The organism is Pseudomonas sp. zfem002, assembly GCF_032621685.1.
Classification (GTDB): Bacteria; Pseudomonadota; Gammaproteobacteria; order Pseudomonadales; family Pseudomonadaceae; genus Aquipseudomonas; species Aquipseudomonas japonica.
In genome coordinates this window covers 1-18,403 of record NZ_JAVYJH010000050.1, presented here as the reverse complement: position 1 = coordinate 18,403, position 18,403 = coordinate 1, and the positions used below count along the sequence as shown (strand labels likewise).

Annotated in this window: 12 protein-coding genes; 1 reads left to right on the top strand and 11 read right to left on the bottom strand. The window is 67.0% G+C overall.

Features of this window, described 5'->3' with window-relative positions:
• The coding region (locus RTI28_RS29945; RefSeq protein WP_316923819.1) for an IS3 family transposase at positions 1 to 106 on the top strand (106 nt) is incomplete at its 5' end.
• Between the two features lie 215 nt (positions 107 to 321).
• On the opposite strand, the gene RTI28_RS29940 is transcribed toward RTI28_RS29945, so the two are convergent.
• From RTI28_RS29940 to RTI28_RS29890, 11 genes are all read right to left on the bottom strand, one after another.
• On the bottom strand, positions 322 to 1,473 hold the full coding sequence (locus RTI28_RS29940; RefSeq protein WP_316923846.1) for an alginate O-acetyltransferase AlgX-related protein: 1,152 nt from the start codon (positions 1,471 to 1,473) through the stop codon (positions 322 to 324).
• Positions 1,473 to 2,888 carry an MBOAT family O-acyltransferase gene (locus tag RTI28_RS29935; protein WP_316923845.1) on the bottom strand — a complete coding sequence of 472 codons (1,416 nt, stop codon included), beginning with the start codon at positions 2,886 to 2,888 and terminating at the stop codon, positions 1,473 to 1,475. Before RTI28_RS29935 ends, RTI28_RS29940 begins: the two co-directional genes overlap by 1 nt.
• Before the next feature lie 18 nt (positions 2,889 to 2,906).
• Entirely contained in the window at positions 2,907 to 3,572 is a 666-nt protein-coding gene (locus RTI28_RS29930) for an alginate O-acetyltransferase AlgF (RefSeq protein WP_316923844.1), read from the bottom strand.
• Complete coding sequence (locus RTI28_RS29925; RefSeq protein WP_316923843.1) at positions 3,569 to 4,228, bottom strand: SGNH/GDSL hydrolase family protein; 660 nt, start codon at positions 4,226 to 4,228, stop codon at positions 3,569 to 3,571. The genes RTI28_RS29930 and RTI28_RS29925 overlap by 4 nt, the downstream gene beginning before the upstream one ends.
• Before the next feature lie 18 nt (positions 4,229 to 4,246).
• Positions 4,247 to 8,176: a cellulose biosynthesis protein BcsC gene (locus tag RTI28_RS29920; protein ID WP_316923842.1), complete on the bottom strand. Its 3,930-nt coding sequence runs from the start codon at positions 8,174 to 8,176 to the stop codon at positions 4,247 to 4,249.
• A complete protein-coding gene (bcsZ, locus tag RTI28_RS29915; RefSeq protein ID WP_316923841.1) occupies positions 8,152 to 9,351 on the bottom strand; it encodes a cellulose synthase complex periplasmic endoglucanase BcsZ in 1,200 nt (399 codons plus the stop codon). The genes RTI28_RS29920 and bcsZ overlap by 25 nt, the downstream gene beginning before the upstream one ends.
• Positions 9,352 to 9,354: 3 nt before the next feature.
• Positions 9,355 to 11,661 carry a cellulose biosynthesis cyclic di-GMP-binding regulatory protein BcsB gene (gene bcsB / locus RTI28_RS29910; protein ID WP_316923840.1) on the bottom strand — a complete coding sequence of 769 codons (2,307 nt, stop codon included), beginning with the start codon at positions 11,659 to 11,661 and terminating at the stop codon, positions 9,355 to 9,357.
• Positions 11,658 to 13,883 carry a UDP-forming cellulose synthase catalytic subunit gene (bcsA, locus tag RTI28_RS29905; RefSeq protein ID WP_316923839.1) on the bottom strand — a complete coding sequence of 742 codons (2,226 nt, stop codon included), beginning with the start codon at positions 13,881 to 13,883 and terminating at the stop codon, positions 11,658 to 11,660. Before bcsA ends, bcsB begins: the two co-directional genes overlap by 4 nt.
• The gene (bcsQ, locus tag RTI28_RS29900; protein WP_316923838.1) at positions 13,880 to 14,911 is read right to left on the bottom strand and encodes a cellulose biosynthesis protein BcsQ; all 1,032 of its coding nucleotides are present in this window, start codon (positions 14,909 to 14,911) and stop codon (positions 13,880 to 13,882) included. Before bcsQ ends, bcsA begins: the two co-directional genes overlap by 4 nt.
• A gap of 566 nt (positions 14,912 to 15,477) precedes the next feature.
• Positions 15,478 to 17,469 carry a U32 family peptidase gene (locus tag RTI28_RS29895; protein WP_316923837.1) on the bottom strand — a complete coding sequence of 664 codons (1,992 nt, stop codon included), beginning with the start codon at positions 17,467 to 17,469 and terminating at the stop codon, positions 15,478 to 15,480.
• A 113-nt stretch (positions 17,470 to 17,582) separates the two neighbouring features.
• Positions 17,583 to 17,963 carry a RidA family protein gene (locus tag RTI28_RS29890; RefSeq protein WP_316923836.1) on the bottom strand — a complete coding sequence of 127 codons (381 nt, stop codon included), beginning with the start codon at positions 17,961 to 17,963 and terminating at the stop codon, positions 17,583 to 17,585.
• Between the last annotated feature and the right edge of the window lie 440 nt (positions 17,964 to 18,403).

The window sequence follows — 18,403 nt, the reverse complement described above, 5'->3', positions numbered from 1 at the left end:
GATCAAGGATGTTACCGACTATATCGTGAAGTTTTACAACCAGGATCGACTGCATTCGACCCTGGGTTATCTACCGCCCAACCAGTATGAGCGGCAAATAGCCTGAGCTCCCACATTGCGGTGTCCGGAAAAAGTTGACCAGCTCAACCCAAATCCCACAGGCCATGGCACGTTGCAACAAATGTGGGAGCGGATTCATCCGCGATGCGCCGCGCGGGCGGCGCTCGATCTTGAGGGCGCTGCAAGCCTCAAGGCAGGCACCTGGTGGCCTTGATACGGTTCCCATCAAGCCATCAAATCTGTGCCGCCACTCGATGAGTCCTACAACCCCAACTCCCGCCCCTGTAGCGTCTGCAGATCCCGCTCCGGAATCTCCCAGACCACCAGCTTCGGTGGGGTCTGGGCAAAGGCCGGGCTGCTGAAGTAGGCCTTGGCCGCACCGGAGAACTCGCCGCCATCCTTGGCGAAATTGCCGATCGGCGCCTTCAGTGCCTGTTGCAGGAAGCCGGCGAAATTGGAATTGCGCGAGAACGACGTCCCAATCAGCGCCACGTTGGGCAGGCTGTCGTCGCCGAACAGGTCGTCGAGGCTGTCGCCGCTGGTCTCGGCCTGCGGCGCCTGCTCGCTGATGGTCGAGGCCGCCACGCTTTCCGCAGCCGGTTGCAGATTCCCCGGCAACCAGTCGAGGCCGGCCAGGCGCACCAGGTCACCGGGGCGCACGGCCAGCGGCCCCTGGCTGACGTCGAAATCCCGGGTCGGCGTGGCCTGGAAACCGAGCGCGGCGATCTTGCCCGCGACGGCCTGCGCGGCGGCATGGGCCCCGGCTTCGCTCCAGTGGGTATCGAGCCGCAGGAACGCCTCGGCCCCCAGCGGCTGCAGGGCAGGGGCCAGGTCCAGCACGGCGACGCCGGCGGTTTGCAGCAGCGCAGTCCAGTCGCGCACCCGCGGCTCCAGGCTGGACGGACGCGGCAGATCGCACAGCTGGCTGGCGGCGATGCGGCTCTTGTCCGGCACCACGCTGACCAGCAGCTCGATGCCGCGCTGCTTCAGGCGGTCACGCAGGGCGATCACGGCGTCGGCCTTGGCCTTGGCATTCTGCGCGGCGTGGCGGTCGATCTTCAGCTCGTCGCTGATGAACAGCCAGTCCGGGCAGCCTTCGCGCACCCGCGGGCCGCTGTCGCCGAGCAGCAGCCAGCTGCCGCCGCGCTCCAGTTGCGCGGCATGCTCCGGCAAGGGCGCCTTGGCCAGTTCCTTGGCGATGCGGTGGGTGATTTCGCCCTCCAGCACCTGGTCGTTGGACAGCGCCTTGCCCGGCAGCAGCTCGAGCTTGCCGCTCAGCAGCAACCCGCCGCAGGAGAGCAGGCCGGCGGTGAGGAAGGTCGCGAGGACGGCACCGGCCAGCGGGCTGGTGCGCAGGGCGATGTCGCTCGGTGGCGTCGGCGCCGTGGACGGCGGTGGGGTCGTGGTCGTCATCAGAACTGGAAGTACAGGAAGGGCACGGCATCACGGCTGGCGATCAGGGAGAACGCCAGGAGGAAGCCGGCCACGGGCCAGAGGGCCGCCAGCAGCGCATACGACACACTGCCGGCGAAACGTTGTTCGAGGCGCACCTGGTACAGCGGCGCGATGATGCAGAACACGCCCAGCGCCGCGGCCAGGCCATGCACCGGACGCACGCTGGCGGCCAGCGCCTCGCCGAGGGCGAAGCCGTGCAGGCCGAACTGCCCGGCGTACATCGCCAGCGCGGTGGCGAAGTCCGGGGCGCGGAACAGGGTCCAGGCCAGGCAGACGAAGAGCAGGGTCAGGGTGTGCGACAAGGCCTTGGGAATCGTCGGCAGGCTGGAACGGTTCCAGGCCCGGTCGATGCACAGCGCCACGCCATGGGCGGCGCCCCAGAGCAGGTAGTTCCAGCTGTCGCCACCGTGCCAGAGGCCGGCGATGGCCATGGTCAGGAACAGGTTGCGGTAGGTGTTCCAGGTGCCGAAGCGGTTGCCGCCCAGGGCGATGTACAGGTAGTCGCGCAGCCAGCTGGACAGCGACAGGTGCCAGCGGCGCCAGAAGTCCTGGATGCTGCTGGCCAGGTAAGGCCGGTTGAAGTTTTCCGGGAAGTGGAAACCGAGCATCAGGCCCAGGCCGATGGCCATGGCGCTGTAGCCGGCGAAGTCGAAGAACAGTTGCAGCGAATAGGCCAGGCAACCCAGCCAGGCGTCGAGGAACGACGGGTTTTCCAGGTGGAAGGCGATGTCCACCAGCGGCGACAGGGTGTCGGCCACCAGCACTTTCATGCACAGGCCGACCATGAAGCGCCGCGCGCCGAGGGAGAAGTTCTGCCAGTTGAAGTAGCGCAGGTTCAGCTCGCGACGGACCCAGTCGTAGCGAATGATCGGCCCGGCGATGGAGTGGCCGAACATCGAGATGTAGGTGGCGAAGTTCACCAGGCTGCGTTCCACCGGCACGGTATGCCGGTGCACGTCGACCAGGTAGGAGATCGCCTGCAGGACGATGAACGACAGCCCCGCCGGCAACGCCACGCGCTGCCACTCCAGCGGCAGGTAGCCGTAGTGGGTGATCAGCTCGCTGTAGGTTGCGGCGAGGATGTTGGCGTACTTGTACCAGCACAGCACCAGGGTATTGAACACGATCAGCGCCGCCAGCAGGCGCACGCGACCGCGGCCGTCCTCGCGGCTGCGGTCCACCAGCAGGCCGCCGGCCCAGGCGATCACCGTCAGCACCACATGCAGCAGCAGGAACAGCGGGCTCAGCCAGCCATAGAAGAACCAGCTCCCGAGCAGCAGCACGAGGTTGCGCCCGCGCGCCGGACTGAGGGCATAGACCAGCATGAACAGCGGCAGGAACAGGGTGAGGAACTCGAGTGAGGCGAAGACCATGGTGCGGTGGACGTCCTGTCAGTTGGCCAGCGTGTCGGTGGTGCTCAGCAGTCGTGGACCGCTGCTGCCCGGCAGGAGCATCACGCTGTAGCGTTCGCCGGCCTTCAGTTCGCCCAGGTCCAGCGGCGAGCCGACGTTGGCGTTGGCGCAGACCAGCTGCACCGAGAGCTTCACCGGGTTGATCGAGCGGCGCTGTACGCTGCCGTCGGCGGCATCCTTGAACAGGTCGGCAGTGCGGCCGGCCGGACGCAGGGCGGCGCCCTGGCAGGCCGGGTCGAGGCTGACGAAGGCCAGCGAGGCCTTCAGCGCGTTGAAGTCGTCCGGCTGTTCGCGGACCACGCGCTGGGTGATCTTGCCGCCATCGGCGAAGGCGAACACCGTGGCGAATTCGCCCGGCGCCACCTGCAGGTCCAGCGCGGCGTTGTGCCCGTCGCGGCTGAGGGTGCCCTTGATCGCCTTGTTCGCCGGTACCGGCAGATAGGCGGAGACCTGCTGCGCGTCGTTCAGGTCGAGGCTGGCCTTGGTGCCGCTGGCCTCCATCTTCAGCACGCCGGGGGCGACGTTGACGAAGCGCAGGAACGCCGAGTCTTCGCTGGGGCCGGTAGGGTACAGCGCGACCTCGGCATTGGCGGCGCCGGCCAGGGCCAGCAGGGGCAGGGCGATCAGCCCGCGCAGCCGGCTCATGGCTTGGCCCCTTGCACGGCCGGGGTTTTCAGCAGGGCTTCGGTGATGGCCTTGCTCCAGCTGGCGTAGCCCATGGAGGTCAAGTGCTGGCCGTCGATGGTGGCCCACTGGCCCTGTTTGGCGAAGGTCAGGGAGTCGATGTAGTCGCACGGTGCGACGTTGCTGGCGAGGAACTTCGAGGTCAGCTCGACGCGGGCGAAGGTCTTGCCGTACTTGCCGCCTTCGGTGCCCCAGGTCGGCCCGACCCACACGCACTTGGCGCCGGTTTCCTTGATCGCCTTGGTCAGGGCGGTGGTCTGCTGCCAGATCCAGGTCTTGGGGAAGGCCGGCTTGGTGTAGTCGGCCATGGTGTCGCCCATGACCACGACGATCAGGTTGGCCTTGTCGGCGGCCACCAGCTGGCTGATCGGCTGGGTGGTGGCCTTGTTGCCGAGGACTACCGCCTTGTCCTTGTTGCGCCGCTCGGCGCCGCCGCATTCGCCGGGGACCACCTTGGTCCAGTCGCCGGCCTTGGAACCGCACACACCCAGGGAATGCACCTGCGCACCTTGCTGCACCATGTTGTCGTGCAGACTCTTGATCAGATAGTCCGGGGTGGCCAGGTGGCTGTCACCGATCATCAGGATCGTCAGGCCAGCGAGTAGGGAAGCAGCCATGTCATGATCTCCTTTGGCTTAGTTCGAATAGGGGGAACGGTAAGGACTGACCGGCAGCGGCATGGCCCCGCCGGCGTCGTCGAACAGGTAACGCAGATACAGGCCACCGGTGAACTGGCGATAGTCGCGGGCGTTGTCGACGCCGACAGTACCGCCGAAGAAGAAGCCCTCGCCCAGGCGGTATTCGCCGCTGGCACCGAGGGAGTAGCCGATGCCGGTCTTGCTCTGTGCCTCGTAGCGGGTGGCGACCGGCGCGCCGCTGGCGGCGAGGTTTTCCAGCGCCGTCTGCGCCGCGCGGTCGCGGAAGAACGGGGCTTCGTCCTGCTCGATGTGCTGCAGGCCGACGGAGCTCTGCACCTGATAGCTCCAGTTCGGCCCACGCTGCGCCCAGGCGAAGGGCAGGCCGATGGAGAAGAAGTTCTGCGGGCTGAAATAGCCGCCGTGGCCGTAGGTGAAGTAGCTCTGGTTGTCGTCGTAGTGCTGCGCCGACAGGCTCAGGCCGCCGGTCAGGCGCGCGTCCTCGTTGCTGAACAGGTACCAGTAGATGCCGCTGCCCAGTTCCGCGCGGTCGTTGGTCTTGACGTTGTTGCCCAGCAGCCGGGCCCAGCCGGCGTAGGCATAGATGCCGTAACGCTGGTTGTCGTAGCTGAGCTGGCTGCGCAGGCCGTTGGCGGTGACGCCGCCCCATTCATCGTCGGTGCGGGCATCGCGGGCGCCGGCGAAGGACACCAGGCTGTCGATCACCGGGCGTCGCGACAGGTTGAGGTTGTAGCGCAAGTTGCCGTTCTCGGTGAACGGCCGGTCGAGGCTGATGCCACCCACCACGTTGGTTTCCTGGAAGCCGATCGGGCTGCTGCCGAGGTCGGCCTTGAGGCCCAGGGAAGGCATTTCATAGGCCACGGCCAGGCCGACACCGGAGTCCATCTGCGAACCGACGCTGGCGTCGGCGGCGATCGGCAGACCCTGGGTGAAGCCGCCGAAACGGGTATAGCCGGAGTCGTTGGCATTCAACCCGCCGGCATTCAGCGACACCGGCGTCACTCGCACGGCCATGCGGTCGTCGCGGACCGGGAAGCTGATCTCGAACGGGGTCTCCACGTCGGTGATCCGGCTCAGCCCGGACTCGCCGTTGTTGCCACGGAAGGTCACGCCCTGCTTGATCTGCGGGCTGCGCGCCTCGCGCAGGCTGTCCATCTCGCGCTCGATGGCCGCGCGCGGGTCCGGATTGACCACCGCGGGCTCCGGCTCTTCCAGCGCGGCGCTGCGCCGTGGCGCCGCTTGCGCGTCGTTGCTGGCGAGCAGCACCGGCTCGTCGAAGCGCTCGGCCTCGGGCGCCTGGCTGGCGGCCTTGCGGGTCTTGCTCTGCACCCGCGCCGGCTCGGGAATCTCGCTCAAGGCCATTTCGTTCAGGCGCGAGGCCTTGCGCTGGCCGGGCTGGCCGACGAAGGGGTTGGCGGCCACCGCCTGGCCGAACGGGTTGTCGACGTAGGTTTCCTTCGCCGGCTGCAGGGCCAGGGCCTGGGCATACAGTTCCTGGGCCCTGCCCAGCTTGCCGCGGCTCTTGTACCAGGCCGCCGCAGTGGTCAGTACGTCGGGGTTTTCCGGGGCCAGTGCCAGGCCGCGCTCGATGGCCCGTTCGGCCTTGTCGCCCTGGCCGTTCTGCTGGTAGGCGATGGCCGCGCCCATCTGCACGTCGGCGTTGTCCGCCTGGGTGGCGAGCAGCGGTTCGAACAGGTCGACGGCCTTCTGCGGATTGCGGTTGTCCAGGTACATGCGCGCCAGCGACGACACCGCCTGGGCATCCTCCGGGCGCTGGGCCAGGGCCGGGGCCAGGGTGTCGTAGGCAGCGACCAGGTCGCCTTTCTCGCGCAGCAGGTCGGCCTGGCGCACGGTGTACTGGAACAGCAGGTCGTCGTAGCTGCGCTGTTCGCCGGCAGACAGCGGCAGGCCACGGGTCTCGCGCAGGATCTGGCTGACCTGGACATCGTCGCCGGCCTTGAGCAGGGCCGCGCCGTAGGCGATGCGCAGCGCCGCGCTGGGCTTGCTGCTCTGGGCGATGGCATTGCGCAGCAGGCCCACCGCGCGGTCGGTGTAGCCGATATCGATATAGGCACCGGCCAGCGCCGCGTACAGGTCCGGGCTGCCGCTGACGCCGCCTTCGGCGCGTTGCAGCAGGCTCAGGGCCTGGCTGCGCTTGCCCTGCTTGGCCAGCGCCGACGCCTGGCTGGCCAGCAGGCGCAGTTCGATTTCATCGGCCAGGCCGCGCATCGGCGCGCTGCGCTCGCTGGCGGGAATCCGCGCGAGCAGTTGCTCGGCCTTCTGCCATTGCTCCTGGCGGCTGGCGAACAGCGCGCCGGCGTAGAGGACGTCGGCGTCGTTGGGGTTGGCCTGGAGCAGTTCGTCCATGGTCTGCCGGGCCTTGTTCGGGGCATCGGTCTTGACGTAGAGCTCGGCCAGGTCGGAGCGCGTCCAGGGGTTGCGCGGATCGTCGCGCACCGCATCTTCCAGGGCTGCCCGGGCGCCCTGCAGGTCGCCACGGCGCTCGGCGTCTTTCGCCTGGCCGACGGCGATCGCCGCGCGCAGCCGGGCCATGTCGCCGAGGCGCTCGCGCTGGGCATCGCTGAGGTTGTCCATCAGGCGCTGGGCTTCGCCGAGCTTGCCGCTCTGCGCCAGTACGCTGACCAGCCCGCGCAGGCCGTCGGGCTGCCCGGGGTCCAGGCTCAGGGCCTGGCGGTAGGTGGTTTCGGCGCGTTCGAACTGGCCTTCGGCGGCCTGCAGGTCGGCGAGGTTCAAGTGGCCCTGGACTTCGCGGGGGTTGCTGGCGATGGCGCGCTGCAGCAGGCTGCGCGCCTGTTGCGGGTCGCCGCTGTCGCGGGCCGCGGCGGCTTCGTCGAGCAGGGTCCAGTAGCGGTTGGCCTGCAGCGCGGCCTGCCAGCGGCTGGCGCTGCCTTGCTTGATGGCCTGGCGGAACAGCGCGTCGGCATCGCTCAGGCGACCCTGGCGCTGGCGCACCAGGCCCAGGCCGCCGAGGGCGTCGGCATCCTGCGGCGCTTCGCGCAGACGGGCCTGGAACGACTGTTCGGCGGCGTCCAGGTCTTCGCCTTCGAGGGCCTTGAAGCCGCGTTGCAGGTGCGGATTCTGCTTGTAGGTCGATTGCGCCTGGCGTTGCCCGCTGCGCATCTGCTCGCGGACTTCCTCGTCATCCGGGTAGGCCTTGAGGTAGTCCTCGAACAGGGTCATGTCGGCCTTGCTCCCGCCGAGCCAGGACAGCCCCTGGCGCCAGGCTTCCACGGCCTGGCTGCCGATCGCCGGATCGTCGCGGAACGAAGCCAGGCGCCGCAGGCCGTCGGCCCGCGTGCTTTCGTTGCTCAGCAGGAGCTTGGCCAGGGCCAGCTTGACCCGCGGGTTGTCGCCGTCCTGGCGCAGCAGGCGCTCCAGCCCCTGGCGCGCTTCCTGCCAGCCGCCGTCGGTGTAGCCGAGGGTGCTGTAGAACTCCAGCGCCAGATCGCCCTGGGGGGCCTTGCCATCGAACAGTTGGCGGTAGGTGCGCACGGCCTTGCCGCCTTCGCCGGACTCCACCTCGACCCGCGCCTGGTTCAGGCGCTCGCCGCTGGCTTCACCGTGCAGGCGGATTTCCTGGTCCAGCAGCAGGGCCTGGCGGGAATCCGGGTGGGCGGTCTGCAACTGCTGCAGGTAGCGCTTGGCGCCGTCCGCACGGTTGCTGTCCAGCTCCAGCAGGCCGAGGTTGTAGATGGCATCGGCCTGCTGCGGATCGATCAGCAGCAGCTTGCGCCAGGCTTCGCTGGCCCGCGCCTTGTCCTTGCGCGCCTGCCAGTACTGGCCCTGTTCGAGCAGGGCCTTGCCGTTCTCGTTCAGTTCGGCGTGGGCACCGTTGTGGATCAGCGCGGCCAGCAGGCCGACGGCTAGGGTTTGGCGGCGCGAGCGCATGAAGTCTCCCAGAGAGGTTGCAGCTTCCCGTCGGCGAGGAAGCGGTAGTGCTCATCCATGTAGCCCAGGGCGAACAGGCTGAGCACTACGTCGTAATAAGGCGGTTGGCGGGTCTGCACGGCGGCCGGGGTCAGGCTCTGCGCCAGCAGGGTGTCGACCCGGGCGCGCTGCTGCTGCTCCAGCCAGGGTTGCTGGCGGGCCTTGAAGTAGGGGAGCAGGGCGGCGGAGAAGCCGAAGGGGCCGTCGCCGGTGCTGGTATTGCTTTTCACCTGGACCTTTTCCGGCGGCGTGCCCTGGGTCGCGACGCTCTGCGCCATGCCGCCGAGGCTGTCGAGGATCGGTTTGGCCAGGGGGTCGCTGGTCGGCGTGATGCCGGCCCAGAGGTAGGTGCGGATGGCGTCGTAGCTGCCCAGCTCGCCCTTGACCGGATCGACCACGAACAGCCCCGTGCCAGGGCCGGTACCGCGATAGCCGACCCAGTCGGCGACGTAGCCGTTGTAGCTGCCGTTCTTCATCAGGGTCGCGGTGGACCTGGCGATCTCGTTCCATGGTCCCTGCGGATCGGCCACGGCCATGCGCCGCAGCACCGGCACCGGCAGGTAGCTGGGGTTGAGGTGCCAGAAGTGGTCCGGCTTGGCGAAACCCTGGGCGCCGGGCAGGAGCATCTTGCCCAGGCCGGGCAGGTCGGCGACTTCCCTGGCCTTGATGTTGTTCAGCAGCAGGGTCGCTTCCTTGGCGTAGCTGTCGTCCTTCCACAGCCGCGCGGCTTCGAACAGGGCGTAGGCGAACCACAGGTCGGCGTCGGACGCCGAATTCCTGTCGAGCAGGCGCCACTGGCCCTGTTCATCCTTGCCCCACCACCAGCCGGGCAGGTTGTTGCCGATATCGCTGCCGGCCAGGTTGTTCTTGGCCCAGGCCCAGAGGCGGTCGAAGTTGTTGCGGTCGTTGGCCACCAGGGCGAAGAACATGCCGTAGGACTGGCCCTCGGAGGAGCTGTGCAACTGCGGCGTGCTGGCGTCCAGCACGCGGCCGTCCGGCTGGATGAAGTGCTGGGTGAAGCTCTGCCACAGCGGCCAGTCGGCGACGCCGCAGGCCTCGGCGGCCTGGCTCGATGCCGCCGGCAGCAGGCAGGCGGCCAGCGCGCAGGCCAGCAGGGTGGGTTTGACAGAAGCCATGGTTCATTCGTCCTTGAGGCGGCGACGGGCGACCGCGCGCAGCGAGAAATAGGCGGCCAGGCTGACCAGGGCGATACCCGCGACGGTCAGGCCGAGCAGCAGCAGGACATGCCGCGAGAGCAGCCACTGGAGGTACTTGAACGGGCTGAGCTGACCGACGAAGTACGATTCTTCCGCCACCAGCGACTGGATGTTCCTGCCCTTGATCACCACCAGGCTGCCCTGCAGGGACTGGGTGTAGTGCTCGCCGCCGATCAGCGCGTCGGTGATCTCGCTCAGGTGCTGGGCCTGCGGGCTGTTCAGCAGGACCACGCTGCGCCCGCTTTTCAGCGGCGATTCGAAGCCGCTGAGCCAGGACGCGCCGCTGTCGCCGCTCAGGGTCAGGGCGCCGCGGGCCTTGCGCAGGTTGGCCACCGGGTCCGGGCTGATCCATTCGCGCAGGCGCAGGGGCAGGTCGGAGAATTCGATATAGCGCTTGTTGTCCACGGTCTTGCTCGGCAGGTGCTCGGCCCAGGCTTCCAGCAGCGGCTGGTTGGCACCGGAGGCCAGCACCAGCAGGTCCTTGTCGGCCAGTGCCGCGACGCCATCGGCCTGGGCCACGCTGACCGCGGTGGCCGGGTAGCCGGTGGACTCGCCGAAGCGCCCGAGCACGGTCAGGTAGGCGTTCCACTCGGCCTGGCCGGCACCGTTGGGCAGGATCACCGCGGTCTGCGACAGGTCGGCCATGCGCGTGAAGGGGAAGCCGCTGTCCTTGAACACACCGAGGTTGGGCATTGCCATGAAGTGCTCATAACCGCTGAGGTCGAAGGTCGAGTCCGGGTCGATGGCACCGCGCATGTTGTCGATGATGATGTCGTTGCATTCGCCCTGCTTGGTGTAGTCGTACATGTAGCGGAACTGCAGGCGCGACTGCAGGGCCACCGAGTCCAGCGGCAGCAGGATGCTGGCCTCGCGGACCAGGCTGTCATCGGTCTTCAGCGTGGCCAGGAGGTTCTGCGCGGTGCCCATGTCGTTTACCGACGGCAGGTTCAGCGAGCGGATGAAGGTGTCGTTGAAACTGACCATCAGCGACGAGTTGCTGGCGTTCTGCGGTGGCGTGTAGCGGTACTTGAGGTTCAGTCGCGCACCGGCTTCACGCCAGTTGAACAGGTCCGGCGGCAGGCGCACCGGCACGGTGATCATCGCCGGGGCGTAGCCGGCGACGCTGAGCTGGCGCTGCGGGATCAGCTCGCCGAGGCGTACCGGGCGGTCGCTGGGCAGCCAGTTCGGCGCATCGTAGGGCTTGCGCGGGACGAGGATGTCCACGGCGTCGATCTGCACGCTCTGCCCGGACAGGTTGCGGCTGCCCACCACCAGGGCGGTGGCGGCGCGCTTGATCTCGTTGCTGTCGCGGCCGGCGATCACCAGCAGCTTGCCGAAGCGGTCGTTGGGGTTGCTGACGATCGCCAGGGTCGGGCCCTGCACCGCCGGCAGGTCGAGGCCGCCGAGGTGGCTGGCCTGGCTGCTGTTGACCATGACGATGCCGTTGCCCTTGGCCGGCAGTTCCTGGATGCCGGTGGAGAAGCGCGCGCCACGGTAGCTGGCCAGCGCGCCGAGCCACGACGATACCGCGCCGGCGGCTTCCAGCACGCTGTTGTCCGGTGCCGCGGCGAACACGAACGGCAGCTCCAGGGCACGCCGGTCGCGGCGATCGAAGAACGGCAGGGGCAGGGCGGCGAGGTCGTTGGGCAGCTCGACCTGGGACACCTGGATGCTCAGCTGGCTGTCGCTGCTGATCTTGGCCCACAGGCTGGAGTGCAGGGGGTCTTCGCACTGCATGGTGTAGTGCCCGACCAGCTGCACGCTGAGGCGGTTGAACTCGGTGATCAGGTACGGCGGGATCGTCACCGTCTGCTTCTGCACGCTGCCGGCGGTTTCCTTCGGCAGCGCCAGGCTGGCGGCGACTTCGTCGTTGACCATGATGTTGATCTGCGACAGATCGGTGAGCAGGGCCGGCGAGTAGGAATACTGCAGGCTCAGCTGGGCCCCGGTCACCACCTCGTCGGCACGCATGTCGAAGTTGACCGTGTCGGACGAGTCGATGCCGCGCAGACTCATGGTGTAGTCCTTGCCCAGCTCCTTGAAGGTCATGCGGTAGCCGGCGCTGTCTGTGGTGGCGACCGGCATTTCTTCCGCCGGCGGCGGCTCGGGCGCGACGGGCGCGATCTCCTCGGCCTGGGCCGCGCCAGCCAGGAGCAGGGCGCAGGCCAGCAGTGTGCGCGGGTAGCGCAGGGCATTCACGGGGTGGGCACTGGGAGCCTGGACGGTCATTGCGTTTCCATTACCGGTTCGGAAGGGGAAGAAGGGTTCTTGCGGAAATAGCGGCGGTGACGCAGCGCGGCGAGGGTCGCCCGGGACAGGTCGTAGATGCCGCGCAGGCCCACCAGGCTGACGTCGCGCAGGGCATGCAGCGGCGTGTCGGTCTTGGCGCCGCCCCAGGTCGAAGCCCAGGTATCGGCGCGGGAGAAGGTCAGGCGGACCATGTCGCTCTGCTGGCGCAGGGTCAGTTCGCGGAAGCGCAGGCCGGCCATGCCCTTGCGCGAGAACATCACCCGCGCCGGCAGTTCGCAGGTCTGGCCGCCGCGGTACAGGGTGACCTGGACTTCCAGGTCCTTGCTCAGGGCCAGGTCGGCGGGCAGCTTGAGGCCCATGCCGCTCTGCGAGAAGTCGACGGTGCTGCACTCGATGACGCGGCCGTCGGGCAGGCTCAGGCGTACCGGCAGCTCGGCATGCACCCGCGGCTCGGTGCGGACCTGGCGCGATTCACTGGCGACCGCCACGGCGGCGCTGGTCATGATCACGTTGTACAGGGTCCAGCCGAGGTTGATGATCAGGGTCACGGTGGCGTCCGGATCGCCGATGAACAGCTGGACCACGCCGCAGACGATGCCGATCAGGTTCAGCACGAGCAGGACGATATAGGGCCGGGCCAGCTTCCAGTCGAAGTAGTCCTTCTCGATGATCCCGCCCTTGTCGGTGACGTTGAAGCCGCCGATCTTCGGGTTGATCAGGGCCACCAGCACCGGGCGCATGATGTACCAGGCCAGTACCGACTCGTAGACCTCGTTCCAGAACGAATGGCGGAAACGCCCCTGGATCCGCGAGTTGGTCAGGCTGGCGTGGAAGATGTGCGGCAGCACGTAGGCGGTGATCATCAGCGCCGAGGCGTGGAAGATCTTCGCGTCGAAGATCAGGAAGGCCAGTGGTGCGGTGAGGAACACCAGGCGCGGCAGGCCATAGAAGAAGTGCAGCATGGCGTTCACGTAGCAGACCCGCTGGCCGAAGCTCAGGCCCTTGCCGGTGAACGGGTTGTCGGTACGGAAGATCTGCGCCATGCCCCGCGCCCAGCGGATCCGCTGGTTGATATGGCGCGACAGGCTCTCGGTGGCCAGGCCGGCGGCCTGGGGAATGGCCAGGTAGGCGGTGTTGTAGCCCCGGCGGTTGAGCTTGAGCGCGGTGTGGGCGTCCTCGGTCACGGTTTCCACCGCCACGCCGCCGACTTCCAGCAGGTGGGTGCGGCGGATCACCGCGCAGGAGCCGCAGAAGAAGGTGGCGTTCCACAGGTCGTTGCCGTCCTGCACCAGGCCGTAGAACAGTTCGCCTTCGTTGGGCACCGAGCGGAAAGTGTCGAGGTTCTTCTCGAACGGGTCCGCGGAAAAGAAGAAGTGCGGGGTCTGCAGCAGCGACAGCTTCGGGTCGGCGACCAGCCAGCCCATGGTCACCTGGAGGAAGGAGCGGGTCGGCACGTGGTCGGCGTCGAAGATCGCGACGAATTCGCCGTCGGTGATCTTCAGCGCCTCGTTGAGGTTGCCGGCCTTGGCGTGGCGGTTGTTGTCGCGAACGATGTAGCTGACCCCGATCTGCCGGGCGAACTCGCGAAACTCGTCGCGGCGGCCGTCATCGAGGATGTGCACGCGCAGCTTGTCCCGCGGCCAGTCCATGGCCTGGGCGGCGAGCACGGTGAGTTTGACGATGCTCAGCTCTTCGTTGTAGGTCGGCACGAACACGTCCACCACCGGCCACTGTTCCGGCGGCAGGCTGAGGATCTTCGGTTTGCGCTTGAGCGGCCAGGCGGTCTGCATGTAGCCGAAGGCGAGGATGACCAGGGCGTAGGTCTCGGCGGCCACCAGGCCATAGCCGAAGAACATGTCCAGCCAGTTGTCGAAACCGAGGGTGTCGGTCAGGCGCCAGTACACATAGCGCAGGGTGGCGATCAGCGACAGCGCGATCATCGCCAGCACCGTCAGGCGCCCGGGGATCTTGCGCAGGAGCAGCAGCAGGGCGAAGCACAGCATGGCGAAGGCGAACTGGTGCTCCAGGTCCAGCGGCGCGGTGACCACGGCGACGAGCAGGAGCATGCCGACCACGGCGGCGGCGATCTTCAGGGTCAGCTTCAGGCCATGCGGCAGCTGTTCCAGGCGGGCGAACCAGGCTTGCGCCCGCGCTCCCCTGGACGTCGGCAGGGCCGGCGTCGGTTTGAGTTGGGCGGTCATGAGGCGCTGGTTTCTTCGCGGTGCTGCTCGATTCGTTGGGCCAGCGCTTCGGCGACGTTGCGCAGGGCGTGGCAGGCGGGGCTGTCGGGTGTTTGCTGGAAGGGGTCGTAGTCGAACGCCAGGGCTTCGCCGAGCTGGTGGTCCAGCGGTATGGCGGCCAGCCACTGGTTGCCCAGTTGCTGGCGCAGGACTTCGCTCATGTCCTGGCTCAACGGGTTGCGCGCGTCGACCTGGTTGACCAGGAAGGCGCAGTCGGCGGGCCGCAGGGCAGCGAGCCAGCTTTGCAGTTTGTCGAGGACGATATAGGACGCGGCGTCGGCCAGGGTCACGGCGAGCACCTGGTCGGCGATCGCCAGGACCTGGTGCAGCCACGGCGAGGCGCCGCTGGCGGTATCGATCAGCAGCAGGTCGTCCTTGCCCAGGTCAAGATCGGCCAGTTGCTCCATCAGGTACGCCGGGTTGGCCGCCAGTTGCGCTTCGAAATCGCGCTGGTCGGCGGCGTTGCTCGGACCGAACGGCAGGCAGTCGATGCCGGCGGCGCTCGGCACGCAGACCTCGCTCCAGCCGCGATCGTCCAGGCGCGCCTGGTTGATGCCGGCGCTGGCGCGGGGTACCTGCAGATGGCTGACCAGGGCGTTCTGCGGATCGAGATCGAGCAGCACGGTGCGTGCGCCGTTGCGCTTGAGCAGCCTGCCGAGCGACGCGACCAGGGTGCTCTTGCCGACCCCGCCCTTGGCCGACACGACGGCGATGACCCGGGCCTTCGGCCGCTGTGCCGCCTGCGTGCGCAGGGCCCGATCGAGGGCGCGGCGGTTGTGTTCCTCGGCGAGGGCACGACGTTCGCGGGCCAGGGCCTGGAGGCGATCACGCAGGGAACCGGCGGGCGCCTCCACGGGCACCGCGACAGCGACCGCTGCAGGTTCCGCGAGCCGCGCAGGCGGCAGCGGCGCTACGGCCGGTGCAGGCGTGGCGGGGCTGGGGGCTGGCGCGCGCTTGAGCTCGACCAGGTTGATTGCGACAGGCTTCACCGAACTCGCTTCGACCGCTGGCGCAGCCGACTCGAAATACTCGAATTCAGTGTTTATTTCCTTATAACTGTCGGCACTTGCTCCAAATCGGTGGAACAGCTTTCCAATATCGTCCGCTTGACTCATGGTTGTACTTCCAGCCTACGGCTATCTGGACTACAGAAGGGCAGATCAGGACTTCCAAGTGCGTAAGGGTGTGATATCAAAATAATTGTGTCAATAAATTGTTTGTTTACGGTTGCTGTTCGCGGATTTCGCTGACAACAAAAATAAAGCGCCGTATTTTTGACTTTATTCTGAACCGCTCTGGCTCGGCCCGCATCCGGTGCATCGGCCCGAAATCCCAAAAGTTGAATGCTACTTAAGGACATCCCCTACAGCGTTTGCAGGGGTTGGCCCCGATGTCGTGTAGGAAAAATCGCACAGATGATATCAAGATTTCCTACATTTTGCGCAAAGAGCCGCTTGTTGCCGGTCGGATCGCGACAGATGCAGGGCGCCTTGCACCGCCCCCGTGGGCGCGGTGCAAGGTGTGGAAACAGGCAAGAACAGTGCCTGATGGCGCCTCAGTGGGGCGCGCGAGGGATGGTCTTCAGCAGGTCTTCGGCGCTGATATGGCCGACCACGGCGCTGCCGGGCTGCGGCAGGTCGAGGATGTGGCCCTTCATCTTGCCGATCACGTGCATTTCGCATGGCTTGCAGTCGAACTTCAGGGTCAGCACTTCATCGCCATGTACCAGCTGCATCGGCGCCACCTTGGTGCGCACGCCGGTCACGCCCTTGGCCTGTTTCGGGCACAGGTTGAAGGAGAAACGCAGGCAGTGCTTGGTGATCATCACCGGCACTTCGCCCGGTTCTTCATGGGCCTCGTAGGCCGCGTCGATCAGCTCCACGCCATGGCGGTGGTAGAACTCGCGGGCCTTGTGGTTGTAGACGTTGGCCAGGAACGACAGGTGCGACTCCGGGTACACCGGCGGCGGCGTGGTTTCCGCCTTGCGCCCACCCCGTGGATGGGCGGCGATGCGGGCTTCGCTCAAGGCCTCGATTACCTCGCGGCGCAGGGCCTTGAGCTGCGAGTTGGGGATGAAGTACGCCTGCGGCGCATCCAGCTCGATGCGTTCGGCGTGGTACTGGGTGGTGCCCAGCTGGCCGAGCAGGTCATGCAGTTGCTCCAGCGCCTGCTGCGGTTTGTTGGCGGCGCCGAACGGACCGTCCAGGCGCGCGCTGGTGCTGACGCCTTCCTCGCTGGTGGCGGTCAGGTCGAGGCCGTCCTCGCGCAGGCGGGCGCTCCAGGACAGGCCGACGCGGCGCTCGGCGGAGGTCTTGAGCAGGGCCTGCTGCCAGTTGTGGTCGAGGTTGCGGCTCAGCGGATGGTTCGGCCGCAGCTTGTACAGGCCTTCGGGCATCTCGTTGGGTTCGACGCGGTAGCGGTAGCGCTTCTCGCCGTCTTCGTCGAACTCGCCCTTCGCCTCGGCGATGTTGGCGCGGAAGCCCACCACCTCGCGCTTGACCAGCACGTTGAGGCCGTCGCCGTTGGACAGTGGTTCGTGGGTGACCACCTGGATGTCGCGCTTGCCGACTTTCTCCACCACGCCCACCGGCAGGCCGGTGAAGGTCGGCGAGTCGAAGGCGCCGATGTCGATCTTGCGCTCGCTGACGAAGTAGTCGGTGCTGCCGCGGTGGAAGGTCTTGTCCGGGTCCGGGACGAAGAAGTGCGCGGTGCGTCCGCTGGAGGCGCGGGCCAGGTCCGGGCGGTCTTCGAGGATGTTGTCCAGCAATTGGCGGTAGTAGGCGGTGATGTTCTTCACATAGCCCATGTCCTTGTAGCGCCCCTCGATCTTGAACGAGCGCACGCCGGCCTCCACCAGGGCGCGCAGGTTGGCGCTCTGGTTGTTGTCCTTCATCGACAGCAGGTGTTTCTCGTAGGCGATCACGCCGCCTTTTTCATCCTTCAGGGTGTAGGGCAGGCGGCAGGCCTGGGAGCAGTCGCCGCGGTTGGCGCTGCGTCCGGTCTGCGCGTGGGAGATGTTGCACTGGCCGGAGAAGGCTACGCACAGGGCGCCGTGGATGAAGAACTCGATCGCTGCGTCGGTCTCGTCGGCGATGGCGCGGATTTCCTTGAGGTTCAGCTCGCGAGCCAGCACCAGCTGGGAGAAGCCGGCCTGATCGAGGAATTTCGCCCGGCCCAGGGTGCGGATGTCGGTCTGGGTACTGGCGTGCAGCTCGATCGGCGGGATATCCAGCTCCATCACCCCCAGGTCCTGGACGATCAGCGCGTCGACCCCGGCGTCGTAGAGCTGGTGGATCAGCGTGCGTGCCGGTTCCAGCTCGTTGTCGTGGAGGATGGTGTTGATGGTGGTGAAGATGCGCGCGTGGTAGCGACGGGCGAATTTCACCAGCTCGGCGATCTCGCTGACCTCGTTGCAGGCGTTGTGCCGCGCGCCGAAGCTCGGGCCGCCGATGTACACGGCGTCGGCGCCATGCAGGATGGCCTCGCGGGCGATGGCGACATCGCGGGCAGGGCTGAGCAATTCCAGGTGATTCTTGGGCAGGGACATAATGTTTTTTTGGGCTTTGGCACGGTCAAGGCGCGCATTGTAGCGGCGAAACGTCCGACGGGCATCCCAATGCTGCCCGATGGCGGTCCCACAGGTCGTGGGACCGCCGTCTGTCAGGCCTTGGCGGCCATGGCGGTGACTTCGACCTTCATGCCTTCGACCGCCAGTTCCGCCACGCCGACCGCGGCGCGCACCGGCCATGGCTGGCTGAAGAAGCGCTGGTAGACCTCGTTGAAGGCCGGGCGGTCGGCCATGTCGGTCAGGTAGATGGTCAGGTGCAGGACCCGGTCCATGGTGCTGCCGGCCTTTTCCAGGGCGACTTTCAGCGCCTGCAGGGTGCATTCGCTCTGCGCGGTGATATCGCCCAGTTCCAGGCTGCCGTCGGCGCGGGTGGGGATCTGGGTGGACATCAGGATGCCGTTGAAGCCGGTGACGTCGGAGGAGATCGACTCCGGGTCCGGGTCGGGGATGTAGGTGATGTCTGGGTTGATCATGGAGTTCTCGGTGAATGCAGTGCACGGCCGGACAGTGTACGGGGTGTGGGGCGTTCGGGGGAGTCTCGTGGGGGGAGGTGCTTGTCTCGAGCCTTGCAGCGCCCTCCAGATCGAGCGCCGCCCGCGCGGCGCATCGCTTGTGCATGTCGATGCTTTTCCAGCGCTCTCAAGATCGAGCGCCGTCCGCACGGCGCATCGCGGATGAATCCGCTCCCACATTTGTTGCAACGTGCCATGGCCTGTGGGATTTGGGTTGTCAGCCTTTGTTTTTCGGCGATGTATCGCGGGGAGGCTGTCTGTGCTGGTCTAATGGCTCCGGACACCTCAATTAGGGAGAATCCCCCTACTGAGGAGTACCCCCGATGACCAAGAAGTACAGAAGATTCACCACCGAGTTCAAACTCCAGGTCTGCAAGATGATTGTTGATCAAGGCCTGAGC

Coding starts and splice junctions, on each gene's coding strand:
- bcsB (WP_316923840.1), bottom strand. CDS start 11,661: ATGACCGTCCAGGCTCCCAGTGCCCACCCCGTGAATGCCCTGCGCTAC.
- RTI28_RS29920 (WP_316923842.1), bottom strand. CDS start 8,176: ATGCGCTCGCGCCGCCAAACCCTAGCCGTCGGCCTGCTGGCCGCGCTG.
- RTI28_RS29940 (WP_316923846.1), bottom strand. CDS start 1,473: ATGACGACCACGACCCCACCGCCGTCCACGGCGCCGACGCCACCGAGC.
- bcsA (WP_316923839.1), bottom strand. CDS start 13,883: ATGACCGCCCAACTCAAACCGACGCCGGCCCTGCCGACGTCCAGGGGA.
- RTI28_RS29935 (WP_316923845.1), bottom strand. CDS start 2,888: ATGGTCTTCGCCTCACTCGAGTTCCTCACCCTGTTCCTGCCGCTGTTC.
- bcsZ (WP_316923841.1), bottom strand. CDS start 9,351: ATGGCTTCTGTCAAACCCACCCTGCTGGCCTGCGCGCTGGCCGCCTGC.
- RTI28_RS29890 (WP_316923836.1), bottom strand. CDS start 17,963: ATGATCAACCCAGACATCACCTACATCCCCGACCCGGACCCGGAGTCG.
- RTI28_RS29930 (WP_316923844.1), bottom strand. CDS start 3,572: ATGAGCCGGCTGCGCGGGCTGATCGCCCTGCCCCTGCTGGCCCTGGCC.
- RTI28_RS29925 (WP_316923843.1), bottom strand. CDS start 4,228: ATGGCTGCTTCCCTACTCGCTGGCCTGACGATCCTGATGATCGGTGAC.
- RTI28_RS29895 (WP_316923837.1), bottom strand. CDS start 17,469: ATGTCCCTGCCCAAGAATCACCTGGAATTGCTCAGCCCTGCCCGCGAT.